Source organism: Flavobacterium quisquiliarum (assembly GCF_019308285.1).
GTDB lineage: Bacteria > Bacteroidota > Bacteroidia > Flavobacteriales > Flavobacteriaceae > Flavobacterium > Flavobacterium quisquiliarum.
This window is the reverse complement of the sequence record NZ_WWEM01000031.1, coordinates 409689-432216: the sequence shown is the minus strand read 5'-3', so window position 1 is coordinate 432216 and position 22528 is coordinate 409689. Positions and strand designations below refer to the sequence as shown.

The window sequence follows — 22528 nt, the reverse complement described above, 5'->3', positions numbered from 1 at the left end:
AACTTCTATAAAATTCCTCTGGACTTAATTTCCAAATATTTGTTGATTGCGTCAAGTGTAAGATTTTCTGGCTGTGTTAAAACCGAATGAATTCCGTATTTCTTTAATTCATTGACGATTAAACGTTTTTCAAACATGAATTTTTCTGCAATTACTTTATCGTAAACTTCTTGAATCGTAGTTGTTTTTTTATTGATAATGGAGTTCAATTCTGTGTTTTGAAAGAAAACCACAACCAATAAATGACTTTTCGCAATCCCTTTTAAATAAGGCAACTGACGATTTAATCCATCCATAGTTTCAAAATTGGTATACAGAATAATCAAACTTCTTTGATTGATATTTTTCTTGATATCAACATATAATCGACTGTAATCACTTTCGAAGAAATCGGTTTTTATGTTGTATAAAGTTTCGAGGATTTTCTGCATCTGCGAACCTCTTCTTTCTGCAAAAACTCTATTTTCTACCTTTTTAGAAAAAGCAAAAAGTCCCGCTTTGTCTTGTTTTTTCAGAATAACATTCGATAAAACCAAAGAAGAATTGATAGCGTAATCCAACAAACTCAAACCATCAAAAGGCATTTGCATGACACGGCCTTTATCAATTGCCATATAAACCGACTGTGATTTTTCGTCCTGAAACTGATTGACCATCAAAGAATTTCTCTTTGCGGTGGCTTTCCAGTTTAAGGTTCTTAAATCATCGCCTTGAACATATTCCTTAATCTGCTCAAATTCCATTGTATGTCCAATTCGACGGATTTTTTTAATTCCGTATTGAAACAAATTGTTAGAAAAAGCAATTAAATCGTATTTTCTCAATTGAATATAAGAGGGATAAGTCGGAACCATCTGATCTTTATCAAAAGTAAATCTTCTAGAAATTAATCTTAACGGCGAAGAAACATACACATTTAAAGCGCCAAAATGATATTCCCCACGCTCTGTTGGACGGAGGTCATAACCAATTTCTTTTTGTGTTGCTGCTTTTATGGTTTTGATAATTTTAAAATCACGAACCTGAAACTGAAACGGAATTTCATCAATTATTTTAACTGAAACTGGAAAATTATAATGATTCTTTAAATTAATCTTTATCGGATTTAAATCTCCATTGGATAATTTTTCAGGCGTAATTCGTTCTGCTTCCAGTCCAGTTTTGGCGATGTACAGAATTAAAAGATCAAGCACTAAAAAAGTTCCCAAAGCCAAAACAACAAGCCAAACAGCATTGTACATGTTTGGGAAAATAAAAGCACAAACAAATAATCCTATTATGCCAATCAGCACATAGAAGAAGAAATTATTCAGATATAGACTTTTTATGAATTTCAAGTTTTAAATATTTTTTAGTTCCTCCTGCAAGGTTTTCAAAATCTTGTAGGTATGAATTACTTAGAATGAAAAAATACCTACGAGGTTTTGAAAACCTCGCAGGAGGCATAAAGTTACCTCGGTATTTCCACTGTTTCAATAATCTGTTTAATGATTTCCGAGCTTGTAATACCTTCCATTTCACGTTCTGGCGTTACAATAACACGATGCTGTAAAACAGGAATTGCCGCTTCTTTAATATCTTCAGGAGTCACAAAATCACGTCCGCGGATTGCTGCGAAACCTTTAGACGCGTTTAAAATTGCAATCGAGGCACGAGGAGAAGCTCCTAAATATAAAAAGGCATTTTCTCTAGTGTTTACTACAATCCTTGCAATGTATTCCAATAAATTTTGTTCGACTCTAATTTGTTTTACCAAACCTTGGTATTCTTTGATTTCATCAGAAGAAAGAATGGTTTTTATCGCGTCTAATTTGCCATGATCTTGCAAAGAATGTTCTCTTTGAATGATTAAAATTTCTTCATTCAATTTTGGATAATCAATAGTGATTTTGAAAAGAAAACGATCTAATTGCGCTTCTGGAAGACGATAAGTTCCTTCTTGCTCAATTGGATTTTGAGTTGCAATGACCAAAAATGGTGTTTCTAATTGATATCCAGATCCGTCAATTGTGATTTGACGTTCCTCCATCACTTCAAAAAGTGCGGCTTGCGTTTTCGCTGGAGCACGGTTGATTTCATCAATTAAAATTAAATTAGAGAAAATCGGCCCTTTTTTGAATTCAAACTCAGAATTCTTCAAATTGAAGATGGAAGTTCCTAAAATATCAGAAGGCATTAAATCTGGTGTAAACTGAATTCTGCTGAAACCAATATTTAAAGTTTTCGATAATAATTTGGCAGTAATTGTTTTGGCAACACCTGGAACACCTTCTAGAAGAACGTGTCCGTTTGATAAAATAGCGACCAAAAGCTGGTCCACCATTTTGTGCTGTCCAACGATTACAGTTTCAATTTCTTTTTTTATCGAGTTTACATGTTCTAAAAGAGGCCCTAAATTGATTCTAGTTTCAAAATTCACATTTTCATTTGTGATTTCGCCTGATGCTGTATTGATGTCGTCCATAATTGGTATGTTTTTTTTGCCACAGATTAAAAGGATTAACACAGATTAATTTTTTATAAAATCTTTTAATCTGTGGCTAAATAAATTAATGTATAATCTTTTCTATTGCTGTATTTATTTTAATTAAATCTTCCTCAAGATTTCCATGATAACTGTTTCGATGATCGTTGATTAGTCTAACGAGATCTTCAATGTCCTTTTCGTCTTTTCCAGTTTTGTAATGCAATTTTTTGATAAATTCTTCATCTAATTTCGAAGTGTCGATCAAATAATCAGTTCTAATTTTTTCTAAGAAATAAATAATCTTTTTATCAATAATATTGGTGTGATCGCCTTCTTGATAATATAAATTTCCAATGGTTTTCGTAAAATCTACAGTTAAATTCTGCAATGGTTTTATAATGGGTACAATGCGTTGTTTTCGTTTGGCATTAAAAATCATAAAAATTAAAATTCCCAAAAGTCCTAAAAGCCAAGCCGATTTTAAAGCTGGCTGGCTAAAAATATAGCGCATAGGAGAATTTGAAATTCGCTTATCATTTATGCTTTTGTTATACCAGAAAATATTCCCTGCCGTAAAATACGAAAGCACATTTTCTGCATATTGATAATGATCTTTTTTTAGCAGATTATAGTTCGTAAATGCAACAGGCTGCGTATGTAAATACACATAACCATTTTTATACGGAACTTCAATAAAATTAATCTGTCTTTTGTTTTTTGCACTGTTTTGATATCCTAAAACTTTTGTATTTATAGTGTCTATTTTTGAAAAATAATCACTTAAACCAGTATTTAAAGTATATTTTTTTGTACTTACATTTTTATTGGCCATCCAGATCGAAACATTTTCTGAGGGCATAAAATCGGTTTGTAATTCAATTTTTAATGAATCTAATAAAATTTTTGGAAAAGCTCTCATACTCAAAAAGGCTTTATTCCCGTGCGAAACAAAATACAAAATCTCTTTCATAGATTGTTCGTCAATATTATTGGCTTCAGAAATATTAATAAAGGTTCCTTTGATTTTATAGTTTTCTACATTTTTTCTTTCATCATATTGAGAATCTAAATATTCATAAGGTGTTTGAACCGAAATTTTTTCTACTTTTTGATTCTTAAAAAAGCCATTTACTTCATGGTCGAAAATGTATAATCCAAACGGAATCTTATCATTTACAGAGTAAGTAGGAGTCCAGTCAATAGGTTTTGGTTTTCCATTGTCTGTAAGCAGTACTAAACCGAATATTAAAACGAGAATAGCAATGTATATTTTAACGTTTTTATCCATTGCCAAACATTTTTAAAGCATTCTTAAATCTATTCTCTGTTTTTCTGAATACAATATCATCTATTTCAAATTCGCCGTACCAGATGTAATTGTACAAATAAGAAAGATACATGAATTCTTCTTTGTGAACAGGCTGTTGCAATTCGTATAAATAATCAGAATTGGTTTTTTCGATATCCCATTCAATATAATTGCTTTGTGCCATAACTTTTAAAAGCCACAGATAATAATAACGTACAGCGACTCTTTTCTCTCCAGCCTCAATACTTTCTTTAATTAATTTTTCGAAATCTAAAAGATGAATGTTTTTCTCGGCATCAGAATAAAAAATTGCTTTTTTATTGGCATTTTTTCCAAAAATCCATCTTCCTTCCTGTTTGGTTAGAGCTTTTGCTATAAAATAGATTAAAGCAACAACTACCAAAACCATAATAACTCTGAATAAAATAACAACAAAGTCAAGTGAGGTTTTTACGCTTTTAAAATTGAATAATTTAGCGAATAGGTTTGCCAGCCAATGTTTAAAATGATCCCACCAGTTTTTTTCGGGGGCTTTATATTCGTATATAAATTCAGGATCTGTATATTTTTTCTTGAAATTTTTATCGAAATGTTTTACTGTTACTTTTCTAGAATCTACCTGAATATCCTTTTCGGTATATTTAATTGTACTGATTTTAGGCGGATCTATAGGTACAACAGTAGAATCCTGAGCCTTAGAAACACAGCAGCAAAAAAGAAAAGATAAAATAAAAAATAATCTTGTCATTACTTGGTATTAAAGTTTTGCGGCGGTTAAGGAATTTAATTTTTTGTGTACTATAAAAGGATAAACCAGGTAATAAAACGAAATAAGGGCAAGCGTAAATAAAATGATAAAACTGCTTAGCCAATTAGGCATATCAATAGAATATCTAGTAATAAAACCTTCCAGAAAACCGGCACTTATCGTAAAAGGAAAAGTACTCAAGAAAATTTTGAAGCTGTTTTTAAATCCAATCTTAAAAGAATTTACTCTGGAGAAAGTTTTAGGAAAAAGAATAGAAGCTCCCAAAATAAATCCTGTCATGGCTTCAATAACAATAGCAAAAATTTCCATAGAACCATGAATCCAGATACCTCGTACACTTTTCCAGAAAACATTTTGCTCGTAAAAGAAATATTGAAAAGAACCCAGCATGATACAGTTTTGAAGGAAAACAAAAAAAGTACCTATACCAGCAAAAATACCATAGAAATAACATTTGGCTCCAACATAAAGATTGTTTACGGTAATGCCTATAAAACTTCCCCAATTACTGCCGGATCCATAAACGGCCATTGGATTTCCTTTTTTGATGTTTTCTAAAGTCATATTTACGTACTCGTCCCCTAAAATCAATCGGACAAAGTCCTGATCATAACGAGCAGAAAGTACACCAATAGAAACCGTCACAAAAAATAAAGCAAAGGCATATAATAAATATCTTTTGTATTCATAAACCAACAGCGGAACATCAATCTTAAAGAAATCAATAAACTGATTACTGTCGGTGCGTTTGGTTTTGTAAATCTTTTGATAAATTTGAGAAGCAAGATGGTTGAGATACACAACCGTTTTACTTTTAGGGTAATACGTTTGGGCATAAGCTAAGTCATTCATCATTTGAATGTACAAATTAGCTAATTCATCAGGATTTTTTTTAGCTTTACCGAAAATTGCCAGCTCGAATTCGAGCCATTTTTCTTTGTTTTGTTTTATAAAAGCGATTTCTCTCATTGTAGGCTAAAATATAAAATATGTCAGAATTATCTATTAACACGACGCAAAATGTCAAAATAAATTTTATTGCTGCAACTGTAGGCGAACGATTAGGGGCTTTTTTCATTGATATTGCTATCATTGTCTCTTATATTTATACGGTTTCATTGGTTGTTTTTGACCTATTGCAGGTGGACCGATTAATGTTTAATTTGGATGGATGGTCCAAAGGAGCTATTTATTTAATTATCTATTCACCCATAATTGTCTATTCGTTAGTTTTAGAAAGTATTTTTGAAGGACAATCGTTTGGAAAGAAACTGGTCAAAATTAAAGTGGTCAAAATTGATGGTTACCAGGCTGGATTTGGTGATTATTTGGTTCGCTGGTTTTTTAGGGTTATCGACTTTTTCAGCTTTTTTGGGCTTCCGGGTTTAATTACGGTCATTACAAGTCATAAATCACAACGTTTGGGCGATATGGCAGCAGGAACCGCGGTTATTACTTTAAAGAATAAAATTAATATCAGCCATACTATTTTGGAAGAAATTGGAGATGCGTATGTGCCAACTTATCCTTTGGTGATAAAACTTTCAGATAATGATATGCGAATCATCAAAGAAACCTACCAAAAGGCGGCTGCTAAAAATGACCATGAAATTATTTACAAATTGGTGGCAAAGATTGAAAGCGTAACAGGAATTAAAAATCAGTCTGGAAATAATAATGATTTTATTCGAGTGATTTTAAAAGATTATAATTTCTATACACAGCATATGTAATAGTTTGGACTAAGAATTGAAAATGTTTTTTTATTTGAAGTTATATTTTTTTTATATTTAACTGATTATTAGTTTTTAAGAGTAAAATTAAACTTCTAAAACATGAAAAATAGAAAGCCTTTCCTTGTTGTTTTAATGTTGCTTACATTCATTTTTAGTTTCGCTCAAGGCGGAAAAAAATTAGATAAAATTATAAAAAGAGATTATCAGATTATTGAATGTACCATTTCAAAAATGTCTGATAAAACAGTAGAATATTCACTTCCGGGAGAAACACTTCAGATTTCGCTTGACGTTTCACAAATTGCCAGAATTGATTTTTCCAGCGGAAGATCACAGACTTTTGATGTTAGTCAGGGAAATAGTTCGCCTTCTTCAGGATCTTCTACAATTGCAGTTTCTGAAATGAAATCCAATACAATAGCCGTTCTTCCAGTTCCGTATTTAAATTCAGATACGCAGGAAAGTTCAGAAGAAATGGCAAAATTTGCTCAAAACGATCTTTATAACAAACTTCTCGATAAATCTTCCAATATCCTTCCGCTGACAGTTCAGGATTTAAGAACAACTAATAGTTTATTACACAATGCAGGAATAGATTATAAGAATATTGACGAAACACCGATCGAAGATCTAGAAAAAATATTGGGAGTAGATAATATTGTTGCTGCAAAAGTTTCCTATACAATTGGAACGGCGGCAACTTCGACCACTTATAACAGCGGCAATGCAAAAGTGAGTGACAATAATAAAAAAGTAAAAACAAACGATGTTTCAACTACAACATCAAACAATCAAAATTATTATTACTATACGGTTTATTTTGATATGTATAAAAATAAGGACAAAATTTATTCTCAAACCCGTAAACCTTTTTTAGCAGTAAAAGACAGTTGGATGGATTCTGTTAGTTATCTATTAAAAAGAAGTCCCATTTATGTTAAAAAATAATTCAGGAAAACGAAATGGAAAAATTCAAATCTAAAATTGACTTATGGCTGGCATTGCTGTTAATTGTAATTTTTGGACTAGCACTGATACAGTTTGCTTATGATAAAAATTGGATAGGTTTTTCTTTTATGTTTTGTATCAGCGCTTTCATTATACATATGTTTGCTACTACTTTTTATACGATTGTGAGAGACAAACTGCGAATAAAATGTGGCTTTCTTATTGATTTTTCGATTGATATTAAAAATATAAAAAGTATTTCTCAAACGTTCAATGTTATAAGTTCACCTGCACTTTCATTGGATAGATTAGAAATTATGTATGGAAAATATGACTCGATTTTAATTTCTCCGAAAGACAAAATAAGATTTACAGAAGCAATAAAAAGAATAAATTCTGAAGTAGAAATAGTATTAAAAAAATAGGAACAATACTAAAATCTCTGCACCTTTGCATCTTTGTAACTCAGAAAAAAATGTTTCATTTACTAGATATTATTGGGACAATGGCGTTTGCTATGTCCGGCGCTTTAACGGCAATGCATAAAAAACTGGATCCTTTTGGGGTTTTTATTATTGCTTTTGTGACAGCGGTAGGGGGCGGAACACTTCGAGACGTTCTCATTGGTAGAACTCCAGTTGGCTGGATGCGTGATATGCAGTATGTTTATGTCATTATTTTAGGTTTTTTTCTGGCAATTCTTTTTAGAAAAAGGTTTGATAAACTAAGAACTTCTTTGTTTTTGTTTGATACGATTGGACTTGGGGTTTTTACCTTAATTGGTCTCGAAAGAGGACTTTTGACAGGACTTCATCCGGCAATTTGTATTGCATTGGGAACAATGACAGCTTGTTTTGGAGGTGTAATTCGAGATATTTTATGCAACGAAATCCCAAACGTTTTTCGAGAAGAGATTTATGCAACAATCTGTATTTTTGGCGGAATATTATTTTTTGGACTAAGAAAATTAAACTTAGAAGATGATATTTTATATTTGGTAACTTCACTTGTTATTATCGTGATCAGACTTATGGCTGTAAAATATAAATGGCACTTGAAAGCATTTGATCATAAGTAATTTGGAGATGAAAAAATATAGTATTAAAATATACAATCAGAACGATTTTTCTATTTGGAACAACTTTGTTGATCAGGCCAAAAATGCTACTTTTTTATTTCATCGCGATTTTATGGAATATCATAAAGATCGATTTGAAGATTTTTCTCTTTTGGTTTTTGAAGAGGAAAAATTGCGAGCCATTCTTCCAGCCAATAAAAATGGAAATACCGTTTATTCACATCAGGGACTTACTTACGGCGGATTGGTTTTTTCTTCTAAATTGAATGGCGAAAAGGTAGAATCTATTTTAGATGATATTTTACTTTTTTTGAAAGAAAATAAGATTGAAACTTTTTATTATAAACCAATTCCTGATTTTTATTTGTTAGAAGGAAATGCAGCTATGGAGTTTTTTTTGTTGAAAAGAGGAGCGGTTTTAGAAAGAAAAGAAATGAATCTGGCTGTTAATTTATCAACGGAACTTAAAATCTCAAAAAGCAAATTAAAACATTTTAGAAGAATTGAAAATCTTGATTTGCATATTGTTGAAGAAGAAGGGTTTAATCCTTTTTGGGAAAACATTCTACAGCCAAGACTTTTAGAAAAATTTTGCGTAAAACCCGTTCATTCTGAAGCAGAAATATCATATTTAAAAGCTAATTTTCCTCTGAATATTAGACAGTTTTCTGCCTATACAAATGACGAAATTATTGCCGGAATAACAATTTTCGAAACAAGAAATGTAGTTAAATCTCAATATGGGGCAACTTCAAAAAAAGGTGAAAAATTTAGAGCTTTAGATTTTTTATTCATTAATTTAATTCAAAAATACAAAGAAGATGGAAAGATCTTTTTTGATATGGGAATTGTTGATGAAAATAATCTATCTGGATATAATGAAGGGCTTTTAAAACAAAAAGAAGAGTTAGGTTGTTCAATCTATTCTCAGGATTTTTATAAAATTGATTTTAAATACTAATTTGAATTTCTATAAAAAAATAGTTCAAACCAGTTTGTTTAAGATTACTTCTTTAAACAGTTTAAGCGTGGTTTTAAAAATCGGAATTGGTTTGATTACGTCAAAAATATTGGCTGTTTTTGTTGGCCCGAGTGGCATGGCTTTGGTCGGAAATCTGCGTAATTTTATAACTTCAATAGAAAATATTTCCACTCTAGGATTTCAAAACGGCATTGTAAAATATACCGCCGAAAATGAGAAAAATAAAGCGGAACTTCAAAAAATAATTACGACCGTTTTTATTAGTTTGATTGTTGTAGCTGTTCTTTTAGCTATGATTTTATTTTCAACAGCCGATTATTGGAACATTAAAATTTTTGGAAGTAATACAGAATATTTAAAGATTTTAAAGGTTTTAGCTTTTGCTTTGCCTTTTTACGGTGTTTCCATCTTTTTTGTCGCGTTGATAAATGGTTTAGGAAGATTTCAAAAAGTAATCTGGATCAATATTATTGGAAACGTTATTGGTTTACTGACTTCTGTTTTTTTGATTCTACAATTTAAAACTTTTGGAGCTTTACTGGCAATTGTAATTGCGCCTGCTTTATTGTTTTTTGCAACCTTTTATCTGGTTCAAAAAGAAATTGACTTTTTTCAAATCGTAAAAATGGATTGGTTTGATTTTAAAATATTAAAAAATCTTTCCTCTTATTCTGTAATGGCTTTGGTTTCTTCGGTTCTTGGACCAATTGTGTTTTTGGCGATCCGAAACCAAATCATTCAGAATTTAGGAATGGAACAGGCAGGATATTGGGAAACCATGACGCGAATTTCGTCGTATTATCTGTTGTTTGTCAGTACAATTCTAACCGTTTATTTTTTGCCAAAACTAGCAAAAGCATCAACAAATCAAGAAACCAAAAATATTTTTTGGCAGTTTTATAAATACATTCTGCCTGTTTTTATTTTAGGTTTAATTATCCTTTATTGTCTAAGGTTTTTTGTTGTTGAGCTTCTTTTTACAAAAGAATTTCTCCCAGTGACTAATTTGTTTTTCTGGCAGTTTTTAGGAGATGTTTTTAAAGTCAGCGCTCTAATTTTAGGCTATCAGTTTTTTGCTAAAAAATTGACTTGGGCTTTTATTGCAACCGAATTGTATTCATTATTTGTCTTATATGCTGCTAGTTTATATTACATGAAGATATTCCAAATCGAAGGTGTTGTATTGGCCTACGCTTTTCAGAATTTAACTTATTTGATACTGCTTGCGATTTATTTCAGGAAAAGTTTATTTTAGTTTTCGTTCCATTTTTGAACATATTGCTCCGCGATTTTTATATAATCATGTTCCTTTTCAATAAACGCTCTGGCACGTTTTCCTATGGCGGTAATTTCTTCAGGATTATCAATCAAAAAAGACAATTCATTTACCAAATAATCAACATCTGGAATAGAATTGATGCAGACGTTTTCAGTAAGCTTATAATACTCCATAAACTCAGTTTCGGCATTGGTAAAAACGACTTTTCCTTTTGCCATCGATTCTAGCGCATTGTAACCTTGATCGTATCCGTAAATTTGATCCAGTAAAATATGAGAACGATTATAGAGATTGATATATTCTGAATACGGAACACTTCGAACCGTAATTATTTCGATTTTATCACCGTATTTTTTCTCGATTATTTCTAACACTTTTTCAAAATAATCATTTCCTTTTTTTAAATAATTATCAGTATTAATGCCGTGAAAAATGATGATTTTATCATTGATCTCAATAGGTTGAAATGGAAGTTTGTCAATATTAATCGGGTTTGGAATCATTCCCAAATATTTAGGATTGCCCTTTAGCGGAAGATGGTAATCTAAATCGGAAGCAATTATTCCATTACACTTTTTATAGATAAATTGATGTAGTTTGAAAAAAGATTTTTCACGGAATTTTAAAACGTTTCCGAAAGATTTTTTATCAATTTTGTTATTTTGATATAAAGAGATTACAGATTTAAAATCGGGATTTTCGAAACAATATTTCACATTTAAATAATCGAATCCCGAACTTAGTAAAAATAATTTTTTGTTGTTTTTTAAAAGACTTGAAATAATCTTTTTCTCGAAATTATAAGTACAATGAAAACTATTTTCGTTAATTAACTGTACGACATCAAAATCAGAGCATTGTTTTTCTAATTTTAGAAACTGGCGATACGTTAAATAAGAGCTGATATCAAAACCAGAGATTTTATAAATGGCAATTTTTAACTTTTTTAAAAATCCAGCATCCCATTTTTTTTGGATAGGAAAATCAACAGGAAAATTTTTAAAACCGTCTTTCTGACCAATAATAAAAACTTTGTGTCCTAATTGCTGCAAACCATCTTTCAAAGAATTGTGCAAATGACTATATTCTCCTACCAGTAAAATTTTCATTTATGTGTATATTTGACAAATATATTTACTTTTTCGGTCAAAAACATGAATAAAAAGAAAGTTGCTATTGTTTCAAATTCTTTAGGAAAAGGAGGAGCAGAACGTTTTGCAGCTTTATTGACTTTTATGTTGGAAGATTCAGGTTTCGAAGTGCATTCGATTATTGTAAATGATGTTTTAGATTATTCGTTTACAGGAAGTTTGTTCAATTTAGAAAAAGAAATTTCAAGCTTTTCTTTTCTTAAAAAACTAAAAAAAGGAATTTTACTTCGCCACTATTTAGTTCAAAACAATATCGAAATTGTAATTGACAGCAGAACCAGAAATGTATTGTTAAGAGAATTAATTACGAGATTTATTTATCGAAAGACTAAAATCTTTTACATTGTACATAGCTACAATTTTCAAAATTATTTTCCTTCTTCAAAATTTTGGTCAAGAATCATTTATAAAAATGTCGAAGCATTAATCTGTGTTTCAAAAGCAATTGAAGAAAAAATACAGCAGCTTTATAAATTCGATAATACAATTACGATTTACAATCCGTTTTTTATTGCTGAAAAAGAATTCGAAAAAGAGGTTTTAGAAACTAAAAAAGTGATTTTGTTTTTTGGTCGATTAGATGAAAAAGTGAAGAATTTTACTTTAATGTTGGAAGCTTTTGTAGCATCTCAAATTTTCTTGAAAGGATATGAATTACATCTTTTAGGTTCGGGAAATGATTTAGAATTTATAAAGCAGAAAATCGAAAAGTTAGAATTAAGTAAGTATGTCAAAATTTTTCCATTTAAACAAAACCCATTTAAGGAAGTTCGGCAAGCCAAATTTACTATATTGACCAGTAATTACGAAGGTTTTCCAATGTCAATTGTAGAATCATTAGCTTTAGAAACGCCAGTTGTAGCCGTAGATTGCAATTCTGGACCGAGAGAAATTATTCAGAATGAATTTAATGGTTTGCTTGTCGAAAACCATAATAAAGAAGCGTTGGCATTAGCAATAAATAGATTTGCGGATGACGACGAATTATATCATTTTTGTAAAAAGAATGCTGTTCAAAGTGTATCGCATTTGTCTTTAAAAAATATTTCTAAACAATGGAGAAATCTTCTTACCAATCCAAAATAACAACTGTTACGGATACTCGTTTAATCGAAATTCCGAAAATTCAGGATCGAAGAGGCAACCTTTCGGTTATTGAAGGAGATACCATTCCGTTTGTTTCAAAGAGAGTTTATTATCTGTATGATGTGCCAAGCGGAAGTAAAAGAGGAGGACATGCACATAAAGGGCAACAACAATTTTTAATTGCTCTAAGCGGTAGTTTTGATGTGATTTTGAAAGACGGAAAAAACAAACAAGTCATAACTTTAAATAAACCTAATATAGGACTGCTTATTGTTCCAGGAATTTGGAGGGAAATTCAGAATTTTTCTTCTGGAAGTGTATGTTTAGTTTTATCTTCTGATGAATTTGATGAAGAAGATTACATCCGTGAATACAAAAAATATCGATTATTTAAAGACCGATGATCCTAAGCCTAAATTAGCCAGTACGGTTTTTACTTTAATTAAAAATATTAATCCAAAAGCAGGAAGAAGTAGTAAAGTTCTTTTCTTTAACCCCAAATTCTTCAAATCAATTGGTTTAGAATATTTCGCATAAAGTATTTTTTCTCCCGCTATTTTACTTTTTATAGCTAATGAAAATCGGTTTAAATCTAAGAACTTTTTTAAATCTGAATTAGTTTTTTCAATTTCTTCATATTTTGAAAAATCCATTTTTTCTCTTACCAGTTTGGTATTTTTTGAAAGACTTTTAGGATCGTAAACATAACGAGCCAATATTTTCCAAGAAAAAACTACATCATAAATAAGTCCAATTCTAATCCATAAATCAGTGTCCTGACCGCTTTTTATTCTAGTATCAAAATTTCCGGCTTCTTCAAAAACAGTTTTATGAAAAACAGCACAGGAAGTACAAAGAACCGTTTCTTTTATACTGGCTTGAAAGTAATTTACAACTTCAAATTCATTATTTGATTTTGAAATAGAATACTGCGCTGGAATTATTTTTTTAGAAGTATCGATTTCAATCGCTGCCGAAAAAACTTTTTGATTTGGAACTTTTGAAATGATCGTAAACATTGTTTCTAAAAACGTCGGATACCAATAATCGTCTGCATCGAGAAAAGTTATAAAATCAGCAGTCGTTTTTTCGATGCCGTAATTCCTAGCTGTTGAAGCACCTTCGTTTTCTTTACTGAAATAATGAATTCTATCGTCTTTAAACTGAAGCAGCTTTTCGTCACTTTTGTCTGTAGATCCATCATTTACGACAATAATCTCAAAATCCTGAAAGGTTTGATCCAGTACGCTTTGTATCGTGTTTTCGATAAAAATTTCTTTGTTGTAAAGCGGGATTATGATAGAGAAAAAAGCCATTTATTTTGATTTTAAAAAGCAGTAATATCCCAATTTATAAATGTCAAACAGAAAAAGCGATGGTTGTTCTGAAACCAGATTTCTTTCGATTTTCGATTCTAATTTTCGAAAAATAAAAGAAAAAACAGCAAGCATTTTTATTGTTTTTAAAAGTTCAAATGAAGCAATAATTCTACTTTCATTTAAAGAAATTTTGTTCGAATAATTTAGAAAAGCTAAGTTTTCTAAGGCTGTTTTTGTTTTACTTAAAAATAGGGCAGAAGTCTCTAGGTTTAAATGAAAAACAGGATTCTCAATATGTGCAATTTCAATTTGGTTTGATTTTAAAACAGCAAAAAAAAGCAAATCTTCGTAACCGTATTGCGTTAGGGTTTCATCAAAAGGAAAACGAAGAACAATTTCTTTTTTAATCAGTAAATTAGAAACTAAAGCTGTTTGAGATGGATTTTGAATTCTCTGAGATAAAGGTAAAGCTTCTCTTTCTCTGCCATAAATCCAGCGTAAAAGCAATTCTTTTGAAGGTTTTTTAGTTTCATACAAAAGACCTCCAAAAATAACTTTTTTGTTGTTTTTTATTTCTGAAATATAATTTGAAATAAAATTATCATGAACAGAAATGACATCGGCATCTAAAAAAAGCTGATTTTCATAAACCGCTTTTTTTGCTAATAAATTCCGAATAGCACTTCGTCCAATATTTTTTTCTAAAATAGTAAAGAAACAATTTTGGAATTGATTAATTCTTTGGTTTTCAATTGTAAATTCTTGCGAAGCATCGTCTAAACAAATAATTTCAAAAGGAATATTACATTCCAAAGTCTGTTTGTATATCGTTTCTACAAGAGTAAAAATATTGTAATTGTAAACCGGAATTAAAACAGAAAGCATTACACGTTTCTTTGCACCACTTCGAAGATTCTTTCATCTTCGCATTTCAGAGTTTTAGAAGGGAATTTCATCAATAAAGCATAATCGTGCGTTGCCATGATTATGGTTTTTCCGTTGGCATTGATGTTTTTTAATACTTCTAAAACCTCAGAACTTGTCTGTGGATCAAGGTTTCCTGTTGGTTCGTCTGCTAAGATAAATTCTGGATCGTTCAGTAAAGCTCTTGCAATGGCAACACGTTGCTGCTCTCCTCCAGAAAGTTGGTGTGGCATTTTATTCACAAAATCTTTCATGCCTACTTTGTCCAAAACTTCATCAATTTTGTGCAGCATTGCATCTTTTTCATGCCATCCAGTTGCTCTTAGTACAAAAAGCATATTGTCTTTAATAGAACGATCTGGAAGCAGTTTAAAGTCTTGAAATACAATCCCAATTTTACGTCTCAAAAACGGAATATCGTTTTCTTTTAATGCTGCCAAATCAAATTCAACTATATGTCCTTCTCCTTCAACTAATGGTAAATCAGCGTATAAAGTTTTTAAGAAGCTACTTTTTCCAGAACCTGTTTTCCCGATGATGTAGATAAATTCACCGTGGTTAACATCTAAATTAATATGAGAGATAATTTTTCTTCCTTCTTGATATATAGTGACTTCTTTAAGAGATAGTACGGTTTGTGACATAATAAAATTGATTTGAATGGTAAAAGTAATAAGATAACGTTTGGATTCAAAATAAATTTGAATCATTTCTGTAAGAAATATAAAAAAATGCAAATAGTTTTAAGTAATAAAAAAAATGGAATAATACTTGTGTCAGGAAAAATTTCATTTTAGAAAGTTTGAGAACCAATATTTTGAAGTTTAAATAAACAAAAAATCACATCTGATTAATCTTTTGTTCATAATAAAACCTTAAAACGTTTCGTTATAAACCGTATAAAATTGATACATTTGAATACTAAATATTATTAAAATGCGTAAACTTTCCTGGTTCTTTTTATTCCAAATCATTCTTTTATCGACCATAGTTTCGGCACAAAAATCAGCTATTTATACTTACGATTTAAAGGATTTTGACAAAGCACTGGCTTTATATAATGATAAACAATATGCTTCGGCACAGCTCATTTTTGAGCATGTTAAAAATACTGAAGTTACCGAAGAAGTAAAGTCAGACTGTGCGTTTTACATCGCCAATTGTGCGATAAGAACCAACAAAGCAAACGCTGATGCGTTGGTGGAAAAATTCGTGAATGATTATCCAACAAGTACTAAGCAAAATCAAGCTTATATTGAAGCTGCACAGTTTTTCTTTGAACAAGGAAATTATCCAAAAGCATTGCAGTGGTTTGATAAAGTAGATGAAAGTTATATGAGTAAATCCGAATCGGATAAGTTTAACTTCATGAAAGGCTACAGCTATTTTAATGCAAAAAAGAAAAAAGAAGCAACCAACTATTTTAATAAAGTAGTTAATTCTAAAGAATATGGTTCTCAAGCCAAATATTATTTAGGATTTATGGCTTACGAAGGCGACGATTACAAAGAAGCAACCAAATATTTTGATGAGGTTTCCGGAGAAGAAAAGTACAAAGAGAAACTTTCGTACTATCAAGCAGATATGAATTTCAAACTTGGTAATTTTCAAAAAGCAATTGATTTAGGGCAGACAGCAATGGCTAAATCAAATGAACTGGAAAAATCGGAATTGAATAAAATTATTGGAGAAAGTTATTTCAATTTAAAACAATACGATAAAGCAATTCCTTATTTAGAAAAGTACGCAGGTAAGAAAGGAAAATGGAATAATACCGATTTTTACCAGTTAGGATATGCTTATTATGAGCAGAAAAACTACGAAAAAGCCATTTCTCAATTCAATAAAATTATCGAAGGAAAAGATTTCGTAGCGCAAAATGCTTATTATCATTTAGGTTTGAGTTATTTGAATATTGGTAAAAAGCAGGAAGCTTTAAACGCGTTTAAAAATGCTTCAGAAATGGATTTCAATGCGCAGATTCAAGAAGATGCAGCTTTAAATTATGCTAAATTAAGTTACGATATTGGAAATGCGTATCAAGCCGTTCCTGGAATTTTGTTAGATTTCTTAAAAAAATATCCAAACAATTCAAGTCGTTCTGAAGTAGAAAAACTATTGGTTGATTCTTATATTTCTTCTAAAAATTACAAAGAAGCTTTGGCTTTATTAGAGAAAAATAGAACTGCTGAAAATAAAGCAGCTTATCAAAAAGTATTGTTTTATCGTGGTGTAGAATTGTACAACGAATCGAATTATCAGGAAGCAGGCAAAATGTTTAAAAGCGCTATAAGCGAACAAAAAACACCTGAATTTACTGCTCGTGCCACGTTCTGGAAAGCAGAAACAGAATATTTAAACGATGATATGCAGAATGCTTTGTTAACTTATAAGCAATTTGCCGGAATGTCTGCTGCAAAATCTACAGACGAATATAAAAACATCAATTATAATATTGGTTATACTTATTTTAAGTTGAAAGAATATGATCAGGCTGCGAATTCTTTTCAGGCTCAAATTGATAATTCTCCATCAGATAAAGTTCGTTTAAACGATTCTTATTTACGTTTGGGAGACTGTCGTTTTGTGACTTCAAAATACAGCGCAGCAAACGAGGCGTACGGAAAAGCAATTGCCGCAAAAGGTGTTGATGCCGATTATGCTCAGTTTCAAAAAGCACTTTCTTACGGATTCATGTCAAACAATGCTAAGAAAGTAGACGAATTGAACAACTTCCTTCAGATGTATAAAAAATCGTCTTATCGTGACGACGCTTTGTTTGAATTAGGAAATACTTATGTTGCTGAAAAGAAAAACGATCAGGCAATTAAAACCTACGATCAGTTGATTTCAGAATTCCAAAATGGATCTTTTACTTCAAAAGCAATTTTGAAACAAGGTTTGATTTATTACAATTCAGATAGAGATCAGCAGGCTTTAACGAAATTCAAAAAAGTTGCTGCTGAGTTCCCAAAAACACCGGAAGCTTTAGAAGCAGTTGCAACAGCAAGATTAATTTATGTGGATTCTGGAAAAGTAGATGAATACGCAACTTGGGTTAGAACTTTAGATTTTGTTGAAGTTTCGGACGCTGAATTAGATAACGATACTTATGATGCAGCCTTTAAACAATACAGTCAAAATAATAGCAAAGCAGCAATTACAGGATTTTCGGGTTATGTGAGCAAATTCCCAACAGGATTACATGCTTTAGAGGCGAATTTCTATTTAGGACAGCTTTATTATGCTGAGGGTTCTGAGACAAAATCAACATCAAATTATCAATATGTTGCAGATCAGCCAAGAAATGAATTTACAGAGCAGGCTTTGAATAGACTGGCTCAGATTTATTTAAAAGCGAAAGATTGCGATAAATCAATTCCAGTTTTAAAACGTTTAGAAAACGAAGCAGATTATCCGCAGAATAAAACTTTCGCTCAGGCGAACTTAATGAAATGTTATTATGACAAAAAAGATTATGATAACTCCGTTGTTGCTGCTGAAAAAGTTTTAGAAAACCCAAAATCGGACGCTGGAGTAAAAGCCGATGCTCAGATTATTGTAGCTCGTGCAGCAATTCAAACCGGAAATGAAGATAAAGCAAAAACAGCTTATGCTAAATTATTGACAACTTCGAAAGGAGAATTAGCAGCCGAAGCGTTGTATTACGATGCTTATTTTAAAACAAAAGAAGGTAAGTACGATGCTTCAAATATTGCAGTTCAGAAATTAGCTAAAAGCTATTCGGCATATAAATATTATGGAGCAAAAGGTTTAGTGCTAATGGCGAAAAACTTCTACGGATTAAAAGACAGCTATCAAGCGACTTATATTTTGGATAACGTAATCAACAATTTTACAGATTATCCGGATGTTGTAGAAGAAGCGAAAAAAGAATTGAGCGCTATTAAAGCGGAAGAATCAAAAACGAATTCGTCGATTAATAGATAATTTTTAATGTATACTGTAGATTGTATACTGTAAAAATGAAAACATTGAAACAGTATACAATTTACAATTTACATTTTTTTACAAAAAAGATATGAGTTTACCTTTTTATATAGTAGATGTTTTTGCCGATAAAAAATATGCTGGAAATCAGCTGGCGGTTTTTTTAGATGCAGAAAATTTAAGCACAGTACAAATGCAGCAGATTGCACGAGAAATTAATTTTGCAGAGAGCACCTTTGTTACAAAGCTAGACAGAGAAAATAATAAAGCGGAAATTAGAATATTTACACCAGCACACGAAATGCAGTTTGCAGGACATCCAATAATTGGAACTTCATGGGTTTTGATGAACAAGATTTTTGAAAATGCTCCATCTGAAATGAAATTAGAAGTTCCTATTGGACCAATTGCAATTCATAAATCAGAAGATCTGATTTGGTTAAAAGCAGCGCAGCCAAAGTTTTGGGATGTTTTTTCAAAAGAAGATTTTACACACTTCAGCAATCTGAAAGTAAGCGATTTTGAAAACCAATTTCCAGTTCAGGAAGTTACAACTGGAAGCGCTTTTGTAATGGTTCCGCTAAGCAGTAGAAGAGCTTTAGAGAATTTGGTTTTGGATAAAGACAACGCGGGTCTATGGATGAAACAGCATTGTAAAACCGATCACCAAGGTTTATATTTTTACTATTTTGAAGGAACAAAAGTAACCAGCAGATTATTGTACATTGAACACAATCAGTTAATGGAGGATGCTGCGACAGGAAGTGCCAGTACATGTTTGCAAGCCTCTTTGTTAAAATACAATACCAAAGAAATTGAACTAATCAACTATCAGGGCGAGTTTATAAACAGACCTTCTGAAATCTATTTTAAAGGAAAATTAGTTGACGATCAATATGATATCAATATTGGAGGAAAAGCTCAGTTCGTAGCCAAAGGAGAATGGGAGGCTTAAACAAGAATATAGAAAATAGAACAAAGAAAAAAGATTTTAGAATATAGAAAGAGAACAAAGGGTTTTTAGCATAAGAATTAAGAAATAGCAAAAGTCTATTGTCTATATTCTTTTCTCTATACTCTTAAAAAGAAGAAATATGAAATTAAATTGCCAGTATAAAATTATCGTTTTACTAGTATTATTTGCTGTCCAGCTTTCGTTTTCCCAAGTTAAGAAAAATGAAAGTATCGGAACGGAAACCGTAAATGTTGTAAAACCGTATTCGCCGACTATTTCAGATGCTTTTAAAGTAAAAGAAAATCCTTCGCTTGACGACAGCGGTAATCAGCCAAAGGAAGTAATTAAATATAGTATTTTATCTGTTCCTGTGGCTTCTACGTTTACGCCTTCTAAAGGAAAAGCAGAAGGAGTGGAAAAAGCTAAAAGAGAAAAACTATTTAATAATTACGCCACTGTTGGAGTTGGAAATTATGGTACTTTGAATGGCGAATTATTTGTAAATCAGGATTTAGGAAATAATGATTATGTGGCGGGCATGTTTCGTCATCATTCGTCGCAAGGGGGAATTAAAGATGTGGAGCTGAATGATGAATTTTATGATACTGCAATTAATGTTGGTTATGGCCAAAACAACAGAGACAATAATTGGAATGTTGATTTAGGATATCAAAATCAAATCTACAATTGGTACGGACTTCCAGCTGATTTTGGTTCAACAATTCCGGCACAGCGTTATGATTTAATAAATAGCATCAATCCAGATCATTCTTATAATACAATTTGGGTAGGCGGAAACGCTGAATTTACAGAGAGTATTTTTAGTAATCTTGCAGCAAAATTTACTCACTTTTCAGATAGTTATTCTTCATCAGAAAATAGATTTTTTGTAAAGCCGACTTTTACAGTTGACATCATGGATCAGGCGATTAAAACAAATGTAATTGTAGATCACGTAAGCGGTTCTTTCAAAAATAATTATTTGCAGAATAATACAGAAGCTGTTAAATATGGTTTTACAAATGTTGGAATCGAGCCAAGTTTTGTAATTCATGAAAATGACTGGACGTTAGAATTGGGAGCTGGAGTTTTTTATAGCGGAGATTCTGAAAACAGTGGCAATAAATTTTATTTGTATCCAAAAGTAAATGCTTCTTATAAATTGGTGGGAGATTTAATGATTTTCTATACAGGAGTTGATGGAGGTTTAAAACAAAACTCTTATGCTGATTTTGTGACTGAGAATCCGTTTTTATCACCGACTTTAAATATGCGTCCGTCAAGCACGCAGTACAATGTTTTTGCAGGTTTAAAAGGAAAACTGGCAAACAATGTAAACTATAATTTGACAGGTTCGTATTTGAATGAAAAAGACAAAGCGTTGTTTAAAGCAAATGATTACACAGAAGTGATTACGAACGAAGATTATGCTTTTGGAAACTCATTTGGAGTAGTTTATGAAGATATTAGAACTTTACGATTTTACGCAGAATTAAAAGCCGATTTCTCTCAAAATGTAACATTCGGAATCAACGGAACATTTAATAGTTACAATACAGATAATGTAGTTGAAGCATGGAATTTACCAACAATGAAATTAAGTTCAACTTTAGACGTTACTATTACTAAGCAATGGTATGCAGGATTGAATGTGTTTTATGTGGGCGAAAGAAAAGATATGCAGGCAAATTCGGGTATTGCAGCTAATTATGCTCCGATAACTTTAAAAAGTTATTTTGATGCCAATGCTCATTTAGGATATAAATTCAACGAACGTTTGACATTTTTCTTAAAAGCGAATAATATAGGAAATCAAGCATATCAAAAATGGTTGAATTACCCAGTGCAAGGATTCCAGATTTTAGGAGGAGCAAATTATAAATTTGATTTTTAGGCTTATTGCCACAAAGACACAGAGGCACTAAGATTTTATAAAAAAATAAAGTGCCTTTTTTTTTTCAGCCATGAACTCATGAATTTTTTGGAGTAGATTCGTGAATTCGTGGCTGTTTTTTTAATTTTACAGTTATGGAAATTAAATTACGTCAAGAGAATATAAACGATTTTGAAAGTGTTTTTCAATTGATAGAAAAAGCTTTTGAGAAAGAAGAATACAGTGATCATAAAGAACAGTTTCTAGTGGAAAGACTTAGAGAATCTGATGCTTTTATTCCTGAATTATCTATTGTTGCAGAACTTGAAGGTAAAATGGTCGGGCATATTTTATTCACCAAATTAAAGATTGTAAATGATTCTCATGCATTTGAATCTTTGGCGTTGGCTCCAGTTTCAGTCCTGCCTGAATTTCAAGGAAAAGGAATTGGTTCCAAACTTATTCTGTATGGACATGAAGTAGCAAAAAGCTTAGATTATAAATCGATTATTTTGTTAGGACATAAAGATTATTATCCAAGATTCGGATATGAACCCTGCGAAAAATACAATATCAAAATGCCATTTGATGTACCTGCAGAAAACTGCATGGTTATCGCGTTGGTAGAAAATAGTTTGGAAGGAGTAAGCGGTGAGGTAATTTATCCAAAAGAATTTTTCGAATAAGATTAGAAAAAAAAT

The 22528-nt window shown here is 31.2% G+C and carries 21 protein-coding genes; 12 read left to right on the top strand and 9 right to left on the bottom strand.

Features of this window, described 5'->3' with window-relative positions:
* Positions 1-5: 5 nt before the first annotated feature.
* The 5 genes from GSY47_RS14210 to GSY47_RS14190 form a co-directional block, all read right to left on the bottom strand.
* On the bottom strand, positions 6-1337 hold the full coding sequence (locus tag GSY47_RS14210; RefSeq protein ID WP_179006996.1) for a DUF58 domain-containing protein: 1332 nt from the start codon (positions 1335-1337) through the stop codon (positions 6-8).
* A 113-nt stretch (positions 1338-1450) separates the two neighbouring features.
* Positions 1451-2464, bottom strand: coding sequence for an AAA family ATPase (locus tag GSY47_RS14205; protein WP_179006998.1), 1014 nt, complete (start codon positions 2462-2464; stop codon positions 1451-1453).
* 85 nt (positions 2465-2549) lie between these two features.
* Positions 2550-3755, bottom strand: a complete 1206-nt coding sequence (locus GSY47_RS14200) for a DUF4350 domain-containing protein (RefSeq protein ID WP_179007000.1) — start codon at positions 3753-3755, stop codon at positions 2550-2552.
* Positions 3748-4524, bottom strand: coding sequence for a DUF4129 domain-containing protein (locus tag GSY47_RS14195; RefSeq protein ID WP_179007002.1), 777 nt, complete (start codon positions 4522-4524; stop codon positions 3748-3750). The genes GSY47_RS14200 and GSY47_RS14195 overlap by 8 nt, the downstream gene beginning before the upstream one ends.
* A gap of 9 nt (positions 4525-4533) precedes the next feature.
* Entirely contained in the window at positions 4534-5514 is a 981-nt protein-coding gene (locus GSY47_RS14190; protein WP_179007004.1) for a stage II sporulation protein M, read from the bottom strand.
* Positions 5515-5534: 20 nt separating this feature from the next.
* Here GSY47_RS14190 and GSY47_RS14185 point away from each other — a divergent pair, with 20 nt between their 5' ends.
* From GSY47_RS14185 to GSY47_RS14160, 6 genes are all read left to right on the top strand, one after another.
* Complete coding sequence (locus tag GSY47_RS14185) at positions 5535-6278, top strand: RDD family protein (protein ID WP_179007006.1); 744 nt, start codon at positions 5535-5537, stop codon at positions 6276-6278.
* Between the two features lie 102 nt (positions 6279-6380).
* Entirely contained in the window at positions 6381-7229 is an 849-nt protein-coding gene (locus GSY47_RS14180; protein ID WP_179007008.1) for a hypothetical protein, read from the top strand.
* Between the two features lie 14 nt (positions 7230-7243).
* Complete coding sequence (locus tag GSY47_RS14175; protein ID WP_179007010.1) at positions 7244-7654, top strand: PH domain-containing protein; 411 nt, start codon at positions 7244-7246, stop codon at positions 7652-7654.
* Positions 7655-7704: 50 nt separating this feature from the next.
* On the top strand, positions 7705-8307 hold the full coding sequence (locus GSY47_RS14170) for a trimeric intracellular cation channel family protein (protein ID WP_179007013.1): 603 nt from the start codon (positions 7705-7707) through the stop codon (positions 8305-8307).
* 7 nt (positions 8308-8314) lie between these two features.
* Entirely contained in the window at positions 8315-9268 is a 954-nt protein-coding gene (locus GSY47_RS14165) for a FemAB family protein (protein WP_179007016.1), read from the top strand.
* A gap of 34 nt (positions 9269-9302) precedes the next feature.
* The gene (locus tag GSY47_RS14160; protein WP_179007721.1) at positions 9303-10544 is read left to right on the top strand and encodes an O-antigen translocase; all 1242 of its coding nucleotides are present in this window, start codon (positions 9303-9305) and stop codon (positions 10542-10544) included.
* On the opposite strand, the gene GSY47_RS14155 is transcribed toward GSY47_RS14160, so the two are convergent.
* Positions 10541-11677, bottom strand: a complete 1137-nt coding sequence (locus GSY47_RS14155; RefSeq protein WP_179007019.1) for a glycosyltransferase — start codon at positions 11675-11677, stop codon at positions 10541-10543. The two genes, GSY47_RS14160 and GSY47_RS14155, sit on opposite strands and share 4 nt — an antisense overlap.
* 45 nt (positions 11678-11722) lie before the next feature.
* Between GSY47_RS14155 and GSY47_RS14150 the strand changes: the two genes are divergently transcribed.
* A complete protein-coding gene (locus GSY47_RS14150) occupies positions 11723-12805 on the top strand; it encodes a glycosyltransferase (RefSeq protein WP_179007022.1) in 1083 nt (360 codons plus the stop codon).
* The gene (locus GSY47_RS14145) at positions 12775-13209 is read left to right on the top strand and encodes a sugar 3,4-ketoisomerase (protein WP_179007025.1); all 435 of its coding nucleotides are present in this window, start codon (positions 12775-12777) and stop codon (positions 13207-13209) included. Before GSY47_RS14150 ends, GSY47_RS14145 begins: the two co-directional genes overlap by 31 nt.
* Here the strand turns inward: GSY47_RS14145 and GSY47_RS14140 are convergent.
* From GSY47_RS14140 to GSY47_RS14130, 3 genes are read right to left on the bottom strand one after another with little or no spacing between them, the layout of a single operon-like run.
* Entirely contained in the window at positions 13192-14121 is a 930-nt protein-coding gene (locus GSY47_RS14140) for a glycosyltransferase family 2 protein (RefSeq protein ID WP_179007028.1), read from the bottom strand. The genes GSY47_RS14145 and GSY47_RS14140 overlap by 18 nt on opposite strands.
* On the bottom strand, positions 14122-15009 hold the full coding sequence (locus GSY47_RS14135) for a glycosyltransferase family 2 protein (protein WP_179007031.1): 888 nt from the start codon (positions 15007-15009) through the stop codon (positions 14122-14124).
* Positions 15009-15692 carry a cell division ATP-binding protein FtsE gene (locus GSY47_RS14130; protein WP_179007034.1) on the bottom strand — a complete coding sequence of 228 codons (684 nt, stop codon included), beginning with the start codon at positions 15690-15692 and terminating at the stop codon, positions 15009-15011. Before GSY47_RS14130 ends, GSY47_RS14135 begins: the two co-directional genes overlap by 1 nt.
* 292 nt (positions 15693-15984) lie before the next feature.
* Here GSY47_RS14130 and GSY47_RS14125 point away from each other — a divergent pair, with 292 nt between their 5' ends.
* The 4 genes from GSY47_RS14125 (at position 15985) to GSY47_RS14110 (ending at position 22513) form a co-directional block, all read left to right on the top strand.
* Positions 15985-18999, top strand: coding sequence for a tetratricopeptide repeat protein (locus GSY47_RS14125; RefSeq protein ID WP_179007039.1), 3015 nt, complete (start codon positions 15985-15987; stop codon positions 18997-18999).
* 91 nt (positions 19000-19090) lie between these two features.
* On the top strand, positions 19091-19954 hold the full coding sequence (locus GSY47_RS14120) for a PhzF family phenazine biosynthesis protein (RefSeq protein ID WP_179007042.1): 864 nt from the start codon (positions 19091-19093) through the stop codon (positions 19952-19954).
* Between the two features lie 139 nt (positions 19955-20093).
* A complete protein-coding gene (locus tag GSY47_RS14115) occupies positions 20094-21848 on the top strand; it encodes a TonB-dependent receptor (protein ID WP_179007045.1) in 1755 nt (584 codons plus the stop codon).
* A gap of 134 nt (positions 21849-21982) precedes the next feature.
* Positions 21983-22513, top strand: coding sequence for a GNAT family N-acetyltransferase (locus GSY47_RS14110; protein WP_179007048.1), 531 nt, complete (start codon positions 21983-21985; stop codon positions 22511-22513).
* The last annotated feature ends 15 nt before the right edge of the window (positions 22514-22528 follow it).

What these genes read in the sequence shown, in the direction of transcription:
- GSY47_RS14205 (WP_179006998.1), bottom strand. Translation starts at nt 2,464, where the DNA reads ATGGACGACATCAATACAGCATCAGGCGAAATCACAAATGAAAATGTG.
- GSY47_RS14200 (WP_179007000.1), bottom strand. Translation starts at nt 3,755, where the DNA reads ATGGATAAAAACGTTAAAATATACATTGCTATTCTCGTTTTAATATTC.
- GSY47_RS14195 (WP_179007002.1), bottom strand. Translation starts at nt 4,524, where the DNA reads ATGACAAGATTATTTTTTATTTTATCTTTTCTTTTTTGCTGCTGTGTT.
- GSY47_RS14190 (WP_179007004.1), bottom strand. Translation starts at nt 5,514, where the DNA reads ATGAGAGAAATCGCTTTTATAAAACAAAACAAAGAAAAATGGCTCGAA.
- GSY47_RS14185 (WP_179007006.1), top strand. Translation starts at nt 5,535, where the DNA reads ATGTCAGAATTATCTATTAACACGACGCAAAATGTCAAAATAAATTTT.
- GSY47_RS14180 (WP_179007008.1), top strand. Translation starts at nt 6,381, where the DNA reads ATGAAAAATAGAAAGCCTTTCCTTGTTGTTTTAATGTTGCTTACATTC.
- GSY47_RS14175 (WP_179007010.1), top strand. Translation starts at nt 7,244, where the DNA reads ATGGAAAAATTCAAATCTAAAATTGACTTATGGCTGGCATTGCTGTTA.
- GSY47_RS14170 (WP_179007013.1), top strand. Translation starts at nt 7,705, where the DNA reads ATGTTTCATTTACTAGATATTATTGGGACAATGGCGTTTGCTATGTCC.
- GSY47_RS14165 (WP_179007016.1), top strand. Translation starts at nt 8,315, where the DNA reads ATGAAAAAATATAGTATTAAAATATACAATCAGAACGATTTTTCTATT.
- GSY47_RS14155 (WP_179007019.1), bottom strand. Translation starts at nt 11,677, where the DNA reads ATGAAAATTTTACTGGTAGGAGAATATAGTCATTTGCACAATTCTTTG.
- GSY47_RS14150 (WP_179007022.1), top strand. Translation starts at nt 11,723, where the DNA reads ATGAATAAAAAGAAAGTTGCTATTGTTTCAAATTCTTTAGGAAAAGGA.
- GSY47_RS14145 (WP_179007025.1), top strand. Translation starts at nt 12,775, where the DNA reads ATGGAGAAATCTTCTTACCAATCCAAAATAACAACTGTTACGGATACT.
- GSY47_RS14140 (WP_179007028.1), bottom strand. Translation starts at nt 14,121, where the DNA reads ATGGCTTTTTTCTCTATCATAATCCCGCTTTACAACAAAGAAATTTTT.
- GSY47_RS14135 (WP_179007031.1), bottom strand. Translation starts at nt 15,009, where the DNA reads ATGCTTTCTGTTTTAATTCCGGTTTACAATTACAATATTTTTACTCTT.
- GSY47_RS14130 (WP_179007034.1), bottom strand. Translation starts at nt 15,692, where the DNA reads ATGTCACAAACCGTACTATCTCTTAAAGAAGTCACTATATATCAAGAA.
- GSY47_RS14125 (WP_179007039.1), top strand. Translation starts at nt 15,985, where the DNA reads ATGCGTAAACTTTCCTGGTTCTTTTTATTCCAAATCATTCTTTTATCG.
- GSY47_RS14120 (WP_179007042.1), top strand. Translation starts at nt 19,091, where the DNA reads ATGAGTTTACCTTTTTATATAGTAGATGTTTTTGCCGATAAAAAATAT.
- GSY47_RS14115 (WP_179007045.1), top strand. Translation starts at nt 20,094, where the DNA reads ATGAAATTAAATTGCCAGTATAAAATTATCGTTTTACTAGTATTATTT.
- GSY47_RS14110 (WP_179007048.1), top strand. Translation starts at nt 21,983, where the DNA reads ATGGAAATTAAATTACGTCAAGAGAATATAAACGATTTTGAAAGTGTT.